The organism is Sphingobacterium sp. MYb388, assembly GCF_037479535.1.
Classification (GTDB): Bacteria; Bacteroidota; Bacteroidia; order Sphingobacteriales; family Sphingobacteriaceae; genus Sphingobacterium; species Sphingobacterium anhuiense.
Map to the genome: position 1 here is coordinate 133,249 of NZ_JBBGYV010000001.1, position 17,794 is coordinate 151,042.

At 35.4% G+C, this 17,794-nt stretch carries 15 protein-coding genes; 12 read left to right on the plus strand and 3 right to left on the minus strand.

Annotation, left to right across the window (positions count from 1 at the left end; all coding sequences use genetic code 11):
* Positions 1 to 4: 4 nt before the first annotated feature.
* A complete protein-coding gene (locus WH188_RS00560) occupies positions 5 to 1,009 on the minus strand; it encodes a sensor histidine kinase (protein ID WP_132771961.1) in 1,005 nt (334 codons plus the stop codon).
* A 405-nt stretch (positions 1,010 to 1,414) separates the two neighbouring features.
* Here WH188_RS00560 and WH188_RS00565 point away from each other — a divergent pair, with 405 nt between their 5' ends.
* The 4 genes from WH188_RS00565 (at position 1,415) to WH188_RS00580 (ending at position 5,228) form a co-directional block, all read left to right on the plus strand.
* Positions 1,415 to 2,398, plus strand: a complete 984-nt coding sequence (locus tag WH188_RS00565) for an aldo/keto reductase (protein WP_168128059.1) — start codon at positions 1,415 to 1,417, stop codon at positions 2,396 to 2,398.
* An 82-nt stretch (positions 2,399 to 2,480) separates the two neighbouring features.
* Positions 2,481 to 3,131, plus strand: a complete 651-nt coding sequence (locus WH188_RS00570) for a flavodoxin (RefSeq protein ID WP_206368653.1) — start codon at positions 2,481 to 2,483, stop codon at positions 3,129 to 3,131.
* A gap of 154 nt (positions 3,132 to 3,285) precedes the next feature.
* Positions 3,286 to 4,041 carry a helix-turn-helix domain-containing protein gene (locus WH188_RS00575; protein WP_168128060.1) on the plus strand — a complete coding sequence of 252 codons (756 nt, stop codon included), beginning with the start codon at positions 3,286 to 3,288 and terminating at the stop codon, positions 4,039 to 4,041.
* 29 nt (positions 4,042 to 4,070) lie between these two features.
* Positions 4,071 to 5,228 (plus strand): FAD-dependent oxidoreductase, encoded by a 1,158-nt coding sequence (locus WH188_RS00580; protein WP_168128061.1) that lies wholly within the window; start codon positions 4,071 to 4,073, stop codon positions 5,226 to 5,228.
* Positions 5,229 to 5,265: 37 nt separating this feature from the next.
* On the opposite strand, the gene WH188_RS00585 is transcribed toward WH188_RS00580, so the two are convergent.
* Positions 5,266 to 6,102 carry a helix-turn-helix domain-containing protein gene (locus tag WH188_RS00585; RefSeq protein ID WP_339423044.1) on the minus strand — a complete coding sequence of 279 codons (837 nt, stop codon included), beginning with the start codon at positions 6,100 to 6,102 and terminating at the stop codon, positions 5,266 to 5,268.
* Between the two features lie 216 nt (positions 6,103 to 6,318).
* On the opposite strand from WH188_RS00585, the gene map reads away from it, so the two are divergent.
* The 4 genes from map (at position 6,319) to WH188_RS00605 (ending at position 11,791) form a co-directional block, all read left to right on the plus strand.
* Positions 6,319 to 7,116: a type I methionyl aminopeptidase gene (gene map, locus WH188_RS00590; protein ID WP_168128063.1), complete on the plus strand. Its 798-nt coding sequence runs from the start codon at positions 6,319 to 6,321 to the stop codon at positions 7,114 to 7,116.
* Positions 7,117 to 7,464: 348 nt separating this feature from the next.
* Complete coding sequence (locus WH188_RS00595) at positions 7,465 to 9,912, plus strand: mechanosensitive ion channel family protein (RefSeq protein WP_410528506.1); 2,448 nt, start codon at positions 7,465 to 7,467, stop codon at positions 9,910 to 9,912.
* Between the two features lie 92 nt (positions 9,913 to 10,004).
* Entirely contained in the window at positions 10,005 to 11,024 is a 1,020-nt protein-coding gene (locus tag WH188_RS00600) for a PCMD domain-containing protein (RefSeq protein WP_168128065.1), read from the plus strand.
* Positions 11,021 to 11,791: a porin family protein gene (locus WH188_RS00605; protein ID WP_168128066.1), complete on the plus strand. Its 771-nt coding sequence runs from the start codon at positions 11,021 to 11,023 to the stop codon at positions 11,789 to 11,791. The genes WH188_RS00600 and WH188_RS00605 overlap by 4 nt, the downstream gene beginning before the upstream one ends.
* Before the next feature lie 128 nt (positions 11,792 to 11,919).
* On the opposite strand, the gene dxs is transcribed toward WH188_RS00605, so the two are convergent.
* A complete protein-coding gene (gene dxs, locus WH188_RS00610; RefSeq protein ID WP_168128067.1) occupies positions 11,920 to 13,821 on the minus strand; it encodes a 1-deoxy-D-xylulose-5-phosphate synthase in 1,902 nt (633 codons plus the stop codon).
* A 77-nt stretch (positions 13,822 to 13,898) separates the two neighbouring features.
* On the opposite strand from dxs, the gene WH188_RS00615 reads away from it, so the two are divergent.
* From WH188_RS00615 to WH188_RS00630, 4 genes are all read left to right on the plus strand, one after another.
* Positions 13,899 to 15,305 (plus strand): aminotransferase-like domain-containing protein, encoded by a 1,407-nt coding sequence (locus tag WH188_RS00615; RefSeq protein ID WP_168128068.1) that lies wholly within the window; start codon positions 13,899 to 13,901, stop codon positions 15,303 to 15,305.
* An 88-nt stretch (positions 15,306 to 15,393) separates the two neighbouring features.
* Positions 15,394 to 15,900 (plus strand): N-acetyltransferase, encoded by a 507-nt coding sequence (locus WH188_RS00620; RefSeq protein WP_132843982.1) that lies wholly within the window; start codon positions 15,394 to 15,396, stop codon positions 15,898 to 15,900.
* Between the two features lie 261 nt (positions 15,901 to 16,161).
* Positions 16,162 to 16,503, plus strand: a complete 342-nt coding sequence (locus tag WH188_RS00625) for a YciI family protein (protein WP_132771948.1) — start codon at positions 16,162 to 16,164, stop codon at positions 16,501 to 16,503.
* Positions 16,493 to 17,731 carry a DUF6596 domain-containing protein gene (locus tag WH188_RS00630; RefSeq protein ID WP_183915521.1) on the plus strand — a complete coding sequence of 413 codons (1,239 nt, stop codon included), beginning with the start codon at positions 16,493 to 16,495 and terminating at the stop codon, positions 17,729 to 17,731. The genes WH188_RS00625 and WH188_RS00630 overlap by 11 nt, the downstream gene beginning before the upstream one ends.
* The last annotated feature ends 63 nt before the right edge of the window (positions 17,732 to 17,794 follow it).

Consider the following 17,794-nt stretch of genomic DNA (forward strand, 5'->3'; position numbering starts at 1 on the left):
ATAATTACTTTAAGGGTAAATAAACTGTAAATGTTTTGCCATTATCTTCAATATGTATCGGTTTTTCCAGTAATAATATAAATCTACTTTCTAGATTTTTAAGACCTGTTCCGTTACTGACGGGTGCGACCAATTTAGGGTAAATAGGATTTGAAACAACAAGTTCATTGCGGTCATTGAAGTAAATATCAATGATCATTTTATGATCGCTGTCAATGATATTATGTACAACAATGTTATCCAATAAAGGGAGGATAGATAACACTGGTAATTTATAGTCCAATACTTCATCACTTATATCAACGTTATAGGTCAATTTATTGGCAAAACGAACTTCCATCATATATTTAAAAGCATCTACGAAAGCAAGCTCTTCTCTCAAAGTAACCAGACCTTTTTTGTCACTCTGCAGAATGTATCGGAATACATCAGATAATTTGTTAACATAAGTTAAAGTGACTTCATCATTCTTTTTTCGAATTAAAGAAGTTAGACCATTTAGGGAATTAAAAAAGAAATGTGGGTTGATCTGATTGGTAAGTGCATCATAGCGGCTCTGTAGATTTTTCATGGTTAGCTCCTCAATCTGCTGTTCTTTTTTTCTCTTATCGCGATAGAGCTGTATAATGTACCCCACGAGCGAACTCAGGATAGAAACAACAAAGAATTGAAAGAGTACAAGACTTCCAAAATGCCTCACTTTGGTAAATAGTAAAAATGAAATACCGCCATATACAACGTAGCCGCTAGCTGATATCAAAAGATTGTAAGCGATCCGTTTTTTTAAGGTTGAAGATCGAAGATAAGTCAGATTGCTTTTAATCAAAATAAAAACCAATGAGACAAAGAACAGGTAGCGAAATAAGAAAAAGATGATATGCTGCATTTTTCTTGTTTCTTCTAATCCTCTTAATTCAAAAGGTAACCAGGTGATATCCGGGTATATAATAAATGTTGCGGCAGCGATACTGATTAATAAGACCTGCCATGAACTGTATTTTGCTAACAATATTTTTTTGATTTTGTACAACAATAAATAGTACTATTTATAAAGATACAACCTTCTGTTTCGAAAATAAATACCTGACCCGACTAAAACGAAAAATAAAGGATGAAGACGAAAGTATATTTTGTAATACACCATTCCCTTAAGCATGTAAATAGAGTTATGCTGTTTATTTTTATAAATATCCATCAGTCCTTACATGATTTTTATAAACAAAATCATGTACAATGATGTCTGTTTAATAGAGAATGAATAAGCATCGGTAATAATGGTAAGTGAAACCGTAATCTGTATACACGACTATTCAATACTATAGCTGAACTTTGCATTGTAATACCTGTTTAAGATCTTAAAAGAAAAAGTAGCGATTGTAAAAAATACTTATTGTCAGTATAAAAATATTAAATCATGGAAAAAAGGAATTTAGGAAATAATAAACTTGAAGTATCAGCTTTGGGTTTGGGTTGCATGGGGTTAAGTTTTGGTTATGGACCTGCTACAGATAAGCAAGAGGCTATTAGCTTAATTCATAAAGCGTATGAAGCAGGGGTAACATTTTTTGATACCGCAGAATGTTATGGTCCCTTTATTAATGAAGAGCTACTAGGTGAAGCCTTGGTCCCTTTTCGCGACCAAGTAGTAATTGCAACCAAATTTGGGTTTCAGGAAGGTGATTCAAAAAAAGGATTGGATAGTAGTCCATCACGCATAAGAGCGGTAGCGGAAGCATCCATGAAAAGGCTTAAAACAGATTATATTGATTTATTTTATCAGCATAGAGTGGATCCGAATGTTCCGATGGAAGACGTTGCAGGAACTATTCGTGATCTGATAAATGAAGGAAAAATTAGACATTGGGGGCTTTCAGAAGCGGGTGCGGAGACGATTCGTAAAGCACATGCAGAGCAACCAGTAACTGCATTACAAAGTGAGTATTCGTTATTCTATCGGGATCCTGAAAAGGAAATTATACCTACTCTTGAAGAATTGGGTATAGGTTTTGTTCCTTTCAGCCCATTAGGAAAAGGATTTTTAACAGGTGCTATCAATGAATTAACACAGTTTGATCCCACAGATTTCAGAAATATAGTGCCTCGGTTTTCACAAGAGAATAGAAAAGCTAATGAAGCCTTGGTTGATTTGTTGAAAGTAATCGCTATTGATAAGGAGGCTACTCCGGCACAAATAGCATTAGCTTGGTTATTGGGACAAAAGTCATGGATAGTACCTATTCCAGGGACAACAAAAATCCATCGATTACAGGAGAATATCAGCGCATCTTATATCAGATTATCGGCTGCAGATATGGAACAGATTGAACAAGCTACTTCAAAAATTACGATCCAAGGAGCGCGGTATCCAGAAGCTTTACAAAATCGAGTAGGGAAATAAGTAATAAGGGTAGTTTTTTCCGTAATCCGTATACTAAAATAAAAACTGACGGTTTGATATTTGTCTAATAAATTGATTAATAATGAAAGCATTAACAAAATACGGATTACTATTAAGTTTAGCTTTATTATTGCTATTATCCTGTTCTCAGGCTAAAGAACCGATAAAAGAGCAGTCTAGCCCTGATCCAATAACAGACAAACCGCTTCATGATAAAAAGATATTAATCGTGTACTTATCGCGTACAAACAATACAAAGGCAGTTGCTCAGATCATCCACAAAGAAATAGGAGGTGATCTGGTGCCGATCGAATTAATGACAGCTTATCCACTGGATTATCAAAGTGTAGTAGATCAGGTTGCACGTGAAAATCAAGGAGGCTATTTGCCTCCTTTAAAAACGCAAATTGAGAATATAAAACAATATGATGTAATTTTTGTCGGGTTTCCTACTTGGGGAATGCAACTTCCTCCTCCAATCAAAAGCTTTTTGTCCCAAAATGATTTCAGTGGGAAAACGATTGTTCCTTTTAACACGAATGGCGGTTATGGTATTGGTAGCAGTTTTGAAACGTTAAGGCAATTATGTGCTAATAGTACCGTTTTAACAGGCTATTCTACTACAGACGGAAAGGAAAAAGAAGGACTTTTTTTGGTGATGAAAGGTGTAAAAGAAGAGCAGGTTAAAGCGGATATAAAGAAATGGCTAGCAACGATTAAGATAGATAATTAAAGATTAGGGGAGCTGGTCTAAGTATATGCTATTTATAATTATTAAATAGGAGAAGTATTTATCTGTAAGAATATAATCTGTAAATTAGTTTTGATATTTCAATAAATTATGAATTTTCAGCTGTCAGATAACAGTTAAATATGGTTGTAAGGTGATGGATAAGAGCATAGACTATGGCGTTTTTTTACCGAATAAATCCCTTTGCGATTATGTAGAAAGCTTTTGGTTTTTGCATAATCAATCTGATCAGGAAAAAGAAACAGTTGGTTTACCAGATGGACGAATTGATCTGATATTTTCTAAATCACCGGAAAATCCTTTTCAAATCATATTATTGGGACTTGGTACACAACATAAACCGGCGACTATTCCCGCACGTATAAAGATGTTTGTGGTAAGTTTTAAATTACTTGCTGTCGACTATATTTTGAAACAACCTATTTCCGATCTAGTGGATTCAGGCAAAGTGCTTCCAAGTGATTTTTGGGATTTTTCTGAAGATGATCTGCAAGATTTTAATTGTTTTATGAATAAAGCAACACTGACAATGGAGTCCTTAATTCCCCATCAAATCGATAAACGGAAACAGCACTTATTTGATTTAATTTATGCCTCGAAGGGATCCGTGAGTGTAAAAGAATTAGCAGAAAAAGTGATATGGAGCAGCCGTCAGATCAATAGGTATTTCAATCAGCAATTTGGTCTATCCCTGAAGGCATACTGCAATGTCTTACGCTTTCGAGCATCTCTGGATCATGTTGCACAGGGAAAATTGTTTCCTGAAGAGAATTTTTTTGATCAGACCCATTTTATAAAAGATATAAAAAAATTTTCTGGCGTAGTACCGAAAGAATTATTGAAGAATAAAAACGACCGATTTATACTATTATCTTCTCTTAACTCTGAATAATTTTACCACATCGTGTTAAAAGAAAAAGAATGTTAGTAGAAAATAAGAAAATTGCTATCGTCGGAGGTGGCGTTGGCGGGTTAACTTTAGCTCGTCTTTTACAGATGCAAAATGTGGAAGTAAATGTTTACGAAAGGGATATTAATCGTGAAGTGCGCGTGCAAGGATCTACGTTGGATCTTCATGAAGGTACTGGATTAAAAGCGATGAAGCGTGCAGGTCTTCTTCAAGAGTTTTATAAACATCACCGACCCACTGCAAGTAAATTGTTGCTTGTCGATCAGGATCTTAACATTCACATGGATGATCATGATCGTGAAATTGGAAAAGGAGAAGACCGACCTGAAATAGACCGCGGACCATTGCGTGATATTCTGTTAAATTCATTAAAACCCGATACTGTCATTTGGGACAGCCAATTTGTGTCCATGGAATCACATCAAGATGGATGGTATTTAAATTTTAAAAATGGCACAACTACATATGCAGATTTGGTAATTGCTGCCGATGGAGCTAATTCAAAAATTCGTCCGCTCATTAGTACTATTAAGCCTATATATTCTGGTATCACCTTGATTGAAGGTAATATCTATGATGCCGCTATTCATGCTCCAAAACTTGTTGAATTTGCGAAAGATGGAAAGGTGATGGCTTTTGGGCAGGGGCAATTTGTGGGATACGGATCTAAAGGTGATGGTTCGATTATGTTTGTTGCGAGCTTTAAATGTCCAGAACATTGGTTCAAAGAAAATGGAATAGATTTGAAAGACAAGCAGCAAGCGGATCAATGGTTCAGACAGGAGTTTGTGGAATGGAGTACAGCATGGTCTGAATTTTTTAGAAATGAGCATGTTCAGTTAATTTTACGTCCACAATACTACTTTCCGCTTGATCAATCTTGGGAAGCAAATCATAACCTGACTATGATTGGAGATGCGGCTCATCGGATGCCACCCTTTGCTGGTGAAGGTGCCAATGTTGCAATGCAAGATGCATTTGAATTGGCATCATGTCTTACCAGTGATAAATTTAGTGATTTAAAGAGTGCTATAGCATTTTTTGAAGCAGATATGATCAAGAGAGGTGCAGAGGCTACAGCAGATACTTTAAAGAATAGTGAAATTATGCATGCCAATAATGCATTAGAGCAAATGCTTACATTTTTTAATCTTACACATGAAGATTAGTAATATTGTATTTAAATGAGCAGGAAATAGTTTCTGCTTATTTAAATTTCGTGGGTGAGACGCCTATATATAGTTTGAAATCTTTTAAAAAATGGTTGTAATCATAATAACCAGATAAGAAAGAGTTCGACATGAAATCCTTTTGATAGTTGCTCTGCCACTCGCCATATATATAAATGAAGCGTTGTAAAGAAATGTATTTTTTAGGAGAAATTCCCATGTATTTTACAAAACTTCTCTGTAGCCATTTACGATTTATTTTTCCTCCCAAACCATGGATTATATCTGCTACAGATATATTTCCTTTTTTCTGTTCAATTTTATTTAAAGCTTCTTGAAGCAGAGAAGGTAGGTTTTCTGCTGGAGTATATGTGCGCATGGTGTTTTCCAGTAATTGCATACGATCTGCAACAGTTTTATTTTGATACAGTTTATCGATTAGCAATTTTGATTTTTCACTTATGATGTCAGTTAGGCTACAGACGGGATGTGAAAGAAAGAATTCTGGTGCTACATCAAAAATTTGATAAAAGGATGAAGGATGAAAACGTAATACAATAATATATTCAAGATCTTGAGGTAGTTGCCAGTAAGTATTCTGTATTGTCCCACAACATACCCATGCCGCATTTAATTTGATTGTTTGATCAGCCTTTTTAATATGAACGATATCCGTTTTATTAGGCATAAAAATTAAAGTAGGAAGACCGTCATTGAATAGTGCCTGGTTGCCTTCTAAGTCTTTGCATGAAAATACATATGCACCTAAGATGCATTCTGATTTAAAAAATAAATTAGAATCCCTCCAGTATCTTGTTGATTCTCCTATTATGGAATCAGATGGTATAATATCTCCAAAAAAATTAATGGGCATAGTTTTACAAAAGTACTTAAAATATATTCAGTGCTATGTCGAATTATTGTCCAATTTTTACTTTTCTAGTTGTATTATGGTCATTAAATTTGTTTCAAACTATTACTTAATTAGTAGATTAGATGGATGTGTGCTCATTTAGAATCTTGATCCTGGTGAAGTGATATTTATTGGCTAAAAGCCTGATTGTAACAGATTGTAATAAAAATAAATGATATGATTTATAAGACAGAAGAAGAAGTAGCATTAATGCAAATAAGTGCAAAATTGACAAGTCAAACATTGGCTGCTATTGCATCGATTATTAGACCAGGTATCACAACACTTGATATCGATCGTTTTGCAAATGAATTTATTCGTGATCATGGTGCAATTCCTTCGTTTCATAATTTTGGTGGATTTCCATTCCATATCTGTGCTTCAGTAAATGATGCTATCGTGCATGGATTTCCAAATCATAATCCTTTGAAAGAGGGTGATTTAGTTTCCATAGATGTTGGAGCATTTAAAAACGGATTTCACGGAGATCAGGCATATACATTTATCATTGGTGAAGTTGTTCAAGAAGTAATTCAATTAGTCAAAATCACAAAGGAATCATTGATTAAAGGTATCGAGCAAGCTGTGCATGGTAATCGTATTGGCGATATAGGTTATGCAATAGCCTCTCATATTTCACCATATGGATATGGTTTAGTACGCGACTTGGTCGGTCATGGATTAGGACGTGATTTGCACGAAGGACCAGATATTCCTAACTATGGACAACGTGGTAAAGGTAAGGTCTTGAAAGAAAACTTAGTGATAGCAATTGAACCGATGATTAATTTAGGAACGGATGATAATTATACAGAGGAGGACGGTTGGACTATTCGGACTGCAGATGGTAAACCTTCAGTCCATTTTGAACAGGATTTATGTATTAAGAAAAACTTTCCTCTAATTCTGACAGATATCAAAATTATTGAAAAAGCGGAAAAAGAAAACAATAACTTAAACTCTTCTTACTACTAATTTGAGGAGTCTTACCGTGCTATTATCATGAGAAAGTGATCGATTTAAGATCATTTTCTCATGATTATTATAACAACCAAACCGCCCGTCTCCTTATTTTCAGGATCAGTGTAAATTAAGGTGTGATGCTAAGATATATAGGAGAGTACGATTATCTTCCATTTACGTGTTAATATGGTTTTTAAAATCAATTGTAGATGAGTACTCATGTTTTTAGAATTGATATTGCCTATCGATTATTTAGCTTAAAAACATAAAATACTTCAATATTAATCATTAAATTTGATGAGTGCTCTGACATATAATCTTTTGTGTAGGATAAACTTATTAACCTAATTATTAAAGAGAATGCGCTTTTTGAATATATCTATACTGCTGACCATATTTCTTTTTGTTTCTGACGCATATTCAAAAGTGTTGGCACAAGATAGTGCAAAGCAAGATTTCGTTTCACGTACCGAGATTTTCTTTAAAGAATCGGCGAAAAAAAGTCTTCAAGATATAGAGACAGATAAAGCGGCCATACGACAAAATCAAGTCATTGAAGAAATCGAAGTGCTGTCGAGGCAAGCCCGCTCTTTTTTGAAAAAAGGTTTTGATACTGTAGCCCTTATTCGCGATCTGAATCAAGTTTCCCAATGGCATAATATTTCCAAAGATGGTGTCTTTGAAAATAAGGGTACAACTCAAACCTCGCGCAACCTGACCACAACTTATCATATTCTTGATGCTCTTCATGCAGAGGTTTCTATCTATAAGAAACGGGTTGATCGTTATTTAGACCAGCTGGTTCGTTATAGATTTCAGATTGATTCGTTATGTAATGATAAATCACTATTTATATTATCTAAAGACTCAACGGAACTCAATCAATATATTCACAAACTGAAAGTTGTAGCTGTGGAAATAACTCCTGTCACAACTTTATTAAAAGATAATATTAATACTATACAGACCATACAGAATCAAGTTAATTTTGAGTTGCTTCAACTTCAAACTGGAATGGAAGAAATTGAATACGATCAACAGCAAATTTCAGATAAAACATTTCAACAAGAATTTTTAAATCTTTGGGAAGAAAGTAATTTTGATCGGCCGATCCACGAAGTGCTTTACTTTTCCGCACTAAAAGCAAAGCTGGTATTCTTTTATTACCTAAAGGGGCATTGGGGAAAGATTATTCTTTCTGTTTTATTGTTACTTCTCGTAACGACCTATCTTTATTCTTTACGATCTGGAATTAGAAATATAAATAATAAAGAAGAAGTGAAAAGTATGCTACTAAGCTCTCCATTTCTATCAGGAATAGTGATTACGCTCAGTGTAGCTCAGTTTTTATTTCCTAATCCACCATTTATTTTTACTGCGGGAATTGTATTAGTATCTGCTTTGATGATCACTATTATATTTAGAAAAGAAATTTCTAAATATTGGTTGGGTATCTGGGTTATTTTTGTCGTTTTGTTTGCCTTTGTAGCTGTAGATAATCTTGTATTGCAGGCTTCTAGGCCAGAAAGATGGTTAATGGTTATTCTTGCCATGATAAGTTTTGTTACTGGTATCTTTATTCTTTTTAATAAAGAGCGTCATCAAGAATTACGTGAGCGTTGGATTCTTATACCGATCTTTCTTATGACCATAATGGAACTTTTTTCGATTTTGTTTAATGTATTGGGGCGCTTCAATATTGCTAAAATTTTGATGGTTGCAGGTTTGATGAATGTCGTTGTTGCGATTGTTTTTCTTTGGGTGATTAGGCTGGTTAATGAGGGATTGACTTATGCCTCTAATCTTTATAAAAAGCAGGAAAGAAGACTTTTTTACATTAATTATAATCGAGTTGGTAAGCGGGCCCCATTCTTTTTTTACGCTATTTTAATTGTTGGCTGGTTCGTATTATTTGGACGAAATTTTTATGAGTTTAGGCTTTTGTCAGAACCATTAAAAAGTTTTTTTCAGGAAGAACATCAGTTAGGAAGTTATACCTTTTCGATATATAACTTGCTTATTTTTATGCTTATTATGATCGGAGCCACCGTACTTTCCAAAATAGTATCTTTTTTTGCATCAGACTCCCAATGGAATTCCAACGATGATAAGCAGGAGAAAAAGTTCCGTTTGGGAAGCTGGATTCTGCTCATTCGTATCAGTATTATCTCAATCGGTTTTTTCCTAGCCTTCGCCGCTGCCGGAATTCCCGTAGATCAAATCATGTTAGTGATTGGTGCTTTGGGTGTAGGAATTGGTTTTGGCTTACAATCACTAGTCAATAATCTAGTCAGTGGATTGATTATAGCTTTTGAAAAACCGGTTAACGTAGATGATCTAATCGAAATTGACGGACATGCCGGTAAGGTTAAATCTATTGGTTTTCGTAGCAGTGTAATTGCTACACTAGATGGTGCTGATCTCATTATGCCTAATGGTGATCTTTTGAATTCCAATGTATTAAATTGGACTGTCGGTGGTTTTAAAAAACGAATACATATTCAGTTAGAGGTAAAATATGGGTCAGATCTGGATAAAGTAAAAATGTTAATCGTAGATGTTTTAAATAAGAATGATCAGATATTCGCTACTCCTGCTGTATCCGTGCAATTTGGAAGTCTGTCAGCACAATCTATAATGATAGAAATTTACTTCTGGGTGAAAACTTTAAAAGACACGGGTCAGGTAAGAAGCGATGTGATTAAAACCATCCAATCTGTATTTCAGGAGAATGGAGTTGATCTGGCCTTACCGAAACAAGAGCTACTGTGGAAAAATGAACCTGAGTCAAATAATACGATTGACTAATCAAATGAGAATGGTTTACGTAATTAATAAATACTAATCAAGGAACGATGAGAAAACGGCTTTTTGCCACGCTATTTCTATGCATAGTACTTATGCAAGGCTGTATTAAGGATGCTCCGCAAAATCCTGAGGCAGATATTGAATCCGTTACTGTTGATCCACATTTACTAACTGGTAATGTGTTTATAGATCAGATAAATCGGACAATAACATTAAACCTTACAAACGAAGCCTATGATTCGGGAATCTCTCCGGTGCTGACGTTATCTAGGGGTGCTTCTGTAAAACCAGCAAGTGGAACACTGATCAAGTTTGACGGTGATCAAGAAATTGTATATGATGTCACTTCAGAATCAGGAGAAAACACCAAACGGTATACGGTTAAAGTTGTGAATATTGGTCATTGGGATTTTGCTTTTCAAAATTGGGCTAGTCATCCTACAGATAAATATGAGTATCCGGTAGAGGATGATGGATTACAGCTCTGGTCCTCCGGCAATCCGGGAGTTGCGCTTTCGGGTGTTCCTGCGCGCAGTGACGCATACCCGACACGATCCACTACAGATGGTTACCTTGGAACGAAGGCTGCAGAACTGGTTACGATTAAAGGTACACCTTTATCAGAACTTATTGGTATTCGACTGTATGCAGGTTCTTTGTTTTTAGGAAATTTTAATGCTTCTGAGGCTATGCTTAATCCGTTGGCGGCGACAGAATTTGGAGAACCTTATAAGGGGCTTCCTAAATCTTTCACAGGTTATTATAAATATAGTGCAGGACCTGATTTTATAAATAAGGTAGGTCAGGTTCAGCCAGGAGTGAAAGACAAATGTAGTATCTATGCCGTTTTGTTTAACGGTCCGGATAGACTTAATGCGACTAATATTATGAATTCGGACCGGATAATTGCGCGTGCGGATCTTCAGGATGGCTCTGATAAAACCAATTTTACACGTTTTGATATTCCTTTTGTATATAAACAGGATGCTAGTATTGGTAAAAATTTGATGATGGCCATTGTTACCTCGTCCAGTGCTGAAGGGGATCAATATAGAGGAGCGATAGGATCGAGATTGGTGGTAGATAGTTTAAGAATCGTACCTTTATTATGAAGAAATATATAACGTTATCCCTTTATTGTTGTCTATTGGTGGGATCAAATATCTTGTACGCACAAGACATAAAGCGAAAGTTTTTATTTGATCAGATTAAGCATTCAATTACATTAGGTTATAATATTGGTGCTACGGCTCCTTTTTCTTTTCCTAATACCATTCGTCAGATCAATAGTTATGCACCGATATTTTCACCTTCTATTGGCTATCAGGCTACATATGATCTTTCATCAAAGTGGTTTGTAGGTACTGGATTAAGCGTAGATGTTAAAGGAATGAAAGTAACTGACAGTGTCCAGTACTTTCATACTATTATTTCTGTGGATAATGGTAATGGTGAAAAAGGCTCTTTTGAAGGAGATTTTACAGGAACAAACGCCACGACATCCCGAAATGTGTATTTAACGCTACCTGTTTTTTCAGGTTACCGTCAGGGAGAATGGGATTTTAAATTAGGGATGTATTTCGCTTGTTTATTATCGGCTGAATTCAAAGGAACTGTGTCAGATGGTTATATTAGAAAAGGTAATTCATTAGGTGAAAAAGTATTGATTGAAAGTGCTGATTTTGACTTTTCAAGAGAGGTGAGATCCTTTGATATTGGAGCTCATTTAGGAGTTTCAAGGCATTTTGGTCAACGTTGGGCGGCAGATCTGACAGGACAATTAGGCTTAAATCCGGTTTTCACTTCATCTTTCCGTGGAATAGGATATAATTTGCATAATATGTATCTAACACTTGGTGTAGCATATAGACTTTGGTAATACAAACTTGAATAGGTTGGCTATTTTTAATAGTTCTGATATTTAAAAACAAGCTCTATTTCAGAGCTTGTTTTATTTGCTTAAATCAAGATACAAGCGCAGCATATTTATATAACTAATTGTTTTTTTTAAGAGATGTTCTCTTTATTTGGTTCATGGTGTAGTGATCTAATCAAAGAAATTATAGCTTTCTTATCATATCCGTATATTGCATGAAGTTGATTCTGGGTTCCCTGTGTCGCAAATGTATCAGGTAACCCCAGACGTTTTAAAATGGAATGATATCCATTATCTACCATAAATTCCATTACTGCACTACCTATCCCGCCTATGATACTACCATCTTCTATAGTAATCACGACTGAAAATTGACTAAAGACATCGTGCAGTAATGTTTCATCAATAGGTTTAAAGAACCGGAGGTCGTAATGGGCTACATCAATGTGATCATCCAAAAGTTCTTGACAGGCTTCTACTGCAAATTGACCTATCGGACCGAGCGATAATATGGCTATTCTTTTTCCAGATTTGATTTTTCGTCCCTTTCCGAGAGGTATTTTGCAAAACTTACTTTTGAGCTCACCAGAGCCTACGCTTTTTGGATAGCGTATCGCGAAAGGACCATTTAACGTATCGCATTGTGCTGTGAAAAGCAGATTTTTAAAATCATCCAAATCCATGGGAGATGCACCTGTTATGTTGGGTATACATCTAAGAAAGGAAATGTCAAATGCGCCGTGATGTGTTGGCCCATCTGTGCCAACAACACCTGCACGATCTATGCAGAATACAACAGGTAACTTTTGCAAAGCGACATCATGTATGAGCTGATCGTAGGCGCGCTGTAGGAATGTTGAATATATTGCGCAAAATGGCAACAGGCCGTCAGCGGCAAGTCCAGCACAAAAAGTAACGGAATGTTGTTCGGCAATACCGACATCAAAAACTCGGTCAGGCATTTCTGATTTCATCTTCGATAACGAGCTACCCGATAACATGGCTGGACTGACTGCTATGATGCGGTCATTGGTTTTTGCTAGTGTAAGTAGCGTATTTCCAAAAACCTCCTGAAAAGTGGGACTGCGATTAACTGTACTCAACTTCGCTCCCGTTGATTTATTAAAAGTTCCTGGAGCATGCCATTTTTTAGGATCGGCCAGAGCGGGAGCAAATCCCTTTCCTTTGATAGTAACACAATGAAGTAATTTTGGTCCTGGTATGTGCTTTAGTTTTTCGAACAAACCAATCATTTTTTTTAGATCATGTCCATCTACAGGACCAAAATATCGTATGTTTAATGCTTCGAAAAGATTACTATGCTGCATAAATCCTCCCTTAATGATTTTATCAAATTTTCGCAGCGTCTCTGAAGCCCATTTTGTGGATGAATTTTCTGATGAAAGGAGATTTTTGAGATGTAACTTTAACGTATTGTAATATTTAGCGGTAGTGAGATCTGTCAAATAATTTTGTAGTGCACCGGTATTGCTATCGATAGACATATTATTATCATTGAGTATAATAAGCATGTTTGGTTGTTCATATCCCGCATTGTTCATTGCTTCAAAGGCTTGTCCTGCTGTCATCGCCCCATCTCCAATAACAGCAATATGCTGCCGGTTGAGTTCTCCGCGATATTTGGCTGCGATAGCCATACCTAGGATGGCCGAAATGGAGGTAGAAGAATGACCAGTTCCAAATGCATCAAATTCGCTTTCGTCCCTACAGGGGAAACCGCTTATACCTCCTAGTACTCGGTTAGAGTAAAAAGATTTTCTTCTTCCTGTGAGTAATTTATGAGGATAAGCTTGATGTCCTACATCCCAGATCAGTTTGTCTATAGGCGTATTAAAAACATAATGTAAGGCCACAGTAAGTTCAACAACACCTAAACTAGAACTGAAATGACCTCCGTTTACGGCAACATGATCGATAATAAACGATCGTAAGTCTTCGCATACAACTTGTAAAGAGGAAAAGGATAAATTGCGTAGATCTACTGGACTACTTATGAAATTATTAGGGGACATAGTATTTTTTTTCTCAAAGGTAAATTACTTAGATTTGCGATATAGGTGTAGATTTTGTAAAACTTACCAGTACAGATATGAAGGCGTATAAATTCGAACTATTTACCAGTACTATAGAAAAAAATATCAAAGATGGTATTTTCAAGCCAGGTCATAAACTGCCTTCCGTTCGTGAGTTGAAAGAACAGTTTAAGATCAGTGTCAGTACAATACAAAATGGGTACGAATATCTGATGATTCATGGTTTAGTGGAAAGTATTCCTAAATCGGGTTATTATGTAAGTTATCAAACAAAAAAAAATGTAGAAGAGTTAAAAAGTGACCGTATTCCAGTCATTAGGGATGCTATATTTAAGAATCATCTTGGACTTACAACTTCTGCGGGAGCAGGAAAGACATTTTCTGAGTTTAATGTAGCTGCTCCTGGAGATTTGCTTGTGCCACAAAAGTTAGTGTTGCGGACGATGCAACAGGTGATCCGGGAGCAGGGGGCAGGTCTACTTCGGTATTATCCTTCAAATGGTTCTGTTGAGTTAAAAGAACATATTATCACACGTGCGGCAGCTTATCGTACTGTTATTCATATGGATGAGCTAATTATTACAGATGGTGCATTGCAGGCTTTATATATTGCTCTGGCTACAGTTTGTTCTTCGGGCGATGTTGTAGCAGTGGAAAATCCCTGTGTATTTTCGGTACTTGAAGTAATAAGGGTATTGAACCTGAAAGTTATCGAGATTTCTGTAGATCCGGTTTTGGGATTTGATATTAATTTTTTCAGAGAGGCATGCCTTCACAATCCGGTTAAAGCGGCGATTGTAACTTCAAATTTTCATAACCCGACAGGGATATTAATGTCAGATGAACAAAAGCTAGCCTTAGTTACTGTAGCACAATACTATAATGTTGCGCTTATTGAAAATGATATGTATGGTGATCTGAATTTTCATGGACAGCGACCGACTACTTTGAGAAGTTTTGATGTAAGTGGTCTAGTTCTTACTTATTCGTCCTATTCGAAAACTTTGGCTCCCGGTATAAGACTAGGTTGGTTGGCGGCTGGAAAATTTATGCAACGGGCAGAGCAGATTAAATTTTCATTGGGAAGTACCGTTTCTCCTTTATATCAGGAGACGCTAAATAAACTGATGACAGGAAGTAGTTACGATCGTCATATACGTTCCTTTAGAATGCAATTGGCTAAGAATGCCTATAGTACTGTACACTTGCTTTCTGCTAATTTTCCGGACAGTACTTCTATTTTAATGCCAGCAGGAGGCTATAATATTTGGGTAAAGATGCCTGACGGGACAGACATGCTTAAATTTTACAGACAATGTGAGCAAATAGGAGTGAGATTTACTCCTGGGTATACTTTTTCATTTTCGGGGGCGTTCGCAAATTACTTTCGAGTAGTATTTGCAGACAAATTTTCTGTTAAGAAGATAGAAGCGATTATGCTTGCTGGTCAACTAATGCGATAACAACTGTACTGCTTCATGTTGCATAAGCTGTTCTCTTTATTCTTTTGAAAGACTTATACATTTGTGCACACACATTTATGATATCAGTATGAAAATAATAATCAAATTTACTATAGCTACAGAAGAAGGATTGGCAGCTCTTTTAACATTAACGCATGCGATAGCGATAGAAAAGTTTTCAAAACATCTAGAGCTTTCGTTCGTAGAGAAATATATACATGAAAATTTTAGTGATAGCAATTTGGTTGAAGAATTAAATAGCATGTCAAATCAATGGCTCATCGCATACGTCGATAATATACCGGCAGGATTCGTCCAAATTACGTCAAAGGGCGTTAGACCTTCGAGTTTAGACCGTAAACGGGCTATCCGTATTGCCAATTTTGGGATCTTAAAAAAATATTTTAATCTGGGTGTAGAAGAAGCATTACTGGAAAAAAGTTTATCCGTCTGCAGGCCATATGAAGCGGTATGGATCCACGAGTATATTCAAAATCCCTTTATCAGACTTTTTGAAAGTAAGGGATTTGTTAAACAGTCGGAGATAAATCAACTTGATGAATTGCCTTTGAATGCAGTATATTTAATTGCATAATTTATTTAAGAGAATGTTCTTGAAATCTTAAAGGCAGACGTTAAGTTTTGTCTTCTGATTTTATTGACAAGGAAAAAGTATATATCTAATCGCGATCATATACATTAATCACTATTTTTTAGTACCTTATATTACGTTAAATTGCATCTATTCATGTGATTATAAATTTCTTGAATACGATTTGAAAAAAAATGTCCCGAATTACGATCCTCATTTGTCATTAAAATAAATAGTATATTTATTAACCTTAATTAAGAAAAGATGAAAGAGTTTTTATTGTTGATTCGTGAGTCTTCGACTTATGGCAACCTATCGGTAGAAGATATGCAGGCTGATATTCAGGAACATATCAATTGGGTAGAGGAACTGGTTGCAAATGGACATTTTCTAGAAGGAAATCCACTAGAAGCTAATGGAGTTACATTAAAGAAGGATATGATTTCAGATGGTCCATACATCGAGACAAAAGAATGTGTTAGCGGTTACTACAAATTAAGTGTGAAAAGTTTGGAAGAAGCAACACAGCTTGCTAAAAGTTGTCCTGATTTAAAGAATGGTGCAACTTTAGAAATACGGGAGATTATCATTACCGATGAGCAATAAGGACATTGACAAATTAACAGATCATCTTTTCAGGGAATACCATGGAAAGATGATTTCGTTTTTGTCTGCAAAATTTGGATATCAGCAGATCGATAATATTGTTGATGCAGTTCAGGAAGCATTTGAAATTGCCCTAAGTGAATGGAGATATAAAGGAACTCCCAAAAATTGTTTCGGATGGTTAATTTATGTTTCTCAAAATAAATTAATCAATAAAATCAATCGAGATTCGGTTGGAAGCAAGATTCTTAATCGAATTTCGTACGAGGAAGAAGAATCAATTGCGTCACATGAAGCCGAAGATAGTTTACTTCAATTGTTGATCTTCTTTTCTAAAATCAATGTCTCTGACAGAAATAAGTTGATTATATCTTTGTTTTATTTATGTGGATTTGGCTATTCTGAAATATCAAGAGCCATGATGTTACCCGTTGAAACTATTAAAAAGATCATCTTACGAAGTCAGGTTTTAATAAAAAAAATTGCTATTCAATATGAGAAATGTGAATTCGAAAGCTTGCATAATGAGATGCCCCATCTGCTTCATGTATTGTATTTGATGTTTAATGAAGGCTTCAAATCTGCTCAAAAACGAGAATCAATAAAAAAGGATTTATGTTTTGAAGCGATTCGTCTAAGTGTTTTAGTCAAAAAATATCAGGAGGATCATTGTGAATTAAATGCTCTTTTAGCTTTATTTTTCTTTCATGTTTCTCGATTTCCCGCAAGGATTCAAGAAAATGGATGGATATCTATTCAATTTCAAAATCGGACGCTTTGGGATAAAAATTTAATAAGCGAGGGATATGCTTATCTTAATAAAATAGATTTAAGTAAAAATAGGCTGAATAAATATCATTTAGAGGCTTTAATTGCTTCAGTGCATTGTTCTTCACCTAATTATGAAAAAACAGATTGGAGATTGATATCTACCTTGTATTCTCAATTAGAATTTTTAGAGCCTAATGCTATAGCAGTAAAAATAAATAGGGTTATTGCTGAGAGTAATTACTTGCCAATAACTCCATTGATTGAGAAAATGTTTGATTTGGAACCTATGTTAAATGACTTTCTTAAATTTCCATTTTATAGCTCTTTAGCATTTCTTTATGAAAAGGGGGAAAAGAAGGAAATGGCCTGCCATTACTATTGGTGTTCTTTATCATATACCAACAATCAATTTGATAACGAATACATAAACCTGAAATTAAGCCTTCTACATTCGTGATCATAAGAAAAGCCCAACTTCGCTATTGGGCCTAATTTATAATTACTGTAAATATTATGTTTA

Bases quoted from the DNA above. Each gene is read 5' to 3' on its own strand.
- WH188_RS00565 (WP_168128059.1), top strand. From the start codon at position 1,415: ATGGAAAAAAGGAATTTAGGAAATAATAAACTTGAAGTATCAGCTTTG.
- WH188_RS00570 (WP_206368653.1), top strand. From the start codon at position 2,481: ATGAAAGCATTAACAAAATACGGATTACTATTAAGTTTAGCTTTATTA.
- WH188_RS00575 (WP_168128060.1), top strand. From the start codon at position 3,286: ATGGATAAGAGCATAGACTATGGCGTTTTTTTACCGAATAAATCCCTT.
- WH188_RS00580 (WP_168128061.1), top strand. From the start codon at position 4,071: ATGTTAGTAGAAAATAAGAAAATTGCTATCGTCGGAGGTGGCGTTGGC.
- WH188_RS00585 (WP_339423044.1), bottom strand. From the start codon at position 6,102: ATGCCCATTAATTTTTTTGGAGATATTATACCATCTGATTCCATAATA.
- map (WP_168128063.1), top strand. From the start codon at position 6,319: ATGATTTATAAGACAGAAGAAGAAGTAGCATTAATGCAAATAAGTGCA.
- WH188_RS00595 (WP_410528506.1), top strand. From the start codon at position 7,465: ATGCGCTTTTTGAATATATCTATACTGCTGACCATATTTCTTTTTGTT.
- WH188_RS00600 (WP_168128065.1), top strand. From the start codon at position 10,005: ATGCAAGGCTGTATTAAGGATGCTCCGCAAAATCCTGAGGCAGATATT.
- WH188_RS00605 (WP_168128066.1), top strand. From the start codon at position 11,021: ATGAAGAAATATATAACGTTATCCCTTTATTGTTGTCTATTGGTGGGA.
- dxs (WP_168128067.1), bottom strand. From the start codon at position 13,821: ATGTCCCCTAATAATTTCATAAGTAGTCCAGTAGATCTACGCAATTTA.
- WH188_RS00615 (WP_168128068.1), top strand. From the start codon at position 13,899: ATGAAGGCGTATAAATTCGAACTATTTACCAGTACTATAGAAAAAAAT.
- WH188_RS00620 (WP_132843982.1), top strand. From the start codon at position 15,394: ATGAAAATAATAATCAAATTTACTATAGCTACAGAAGAAGGATTGGCA.
- WH188_RS00625 (WP_132771948.1), top strand. From the start codon at position 16,162: ATGAAAGAGTTTTTATTGTTGATTCGTGAGTCTTCGACTTATGGCAAC.
- WH188_RS00630 (WP_183915521.1), top strand. From the start codon at position 16,493: ATGAGCAATAAGGACATTGACAAATTAACAGATCATCTTTTCAGGGAA.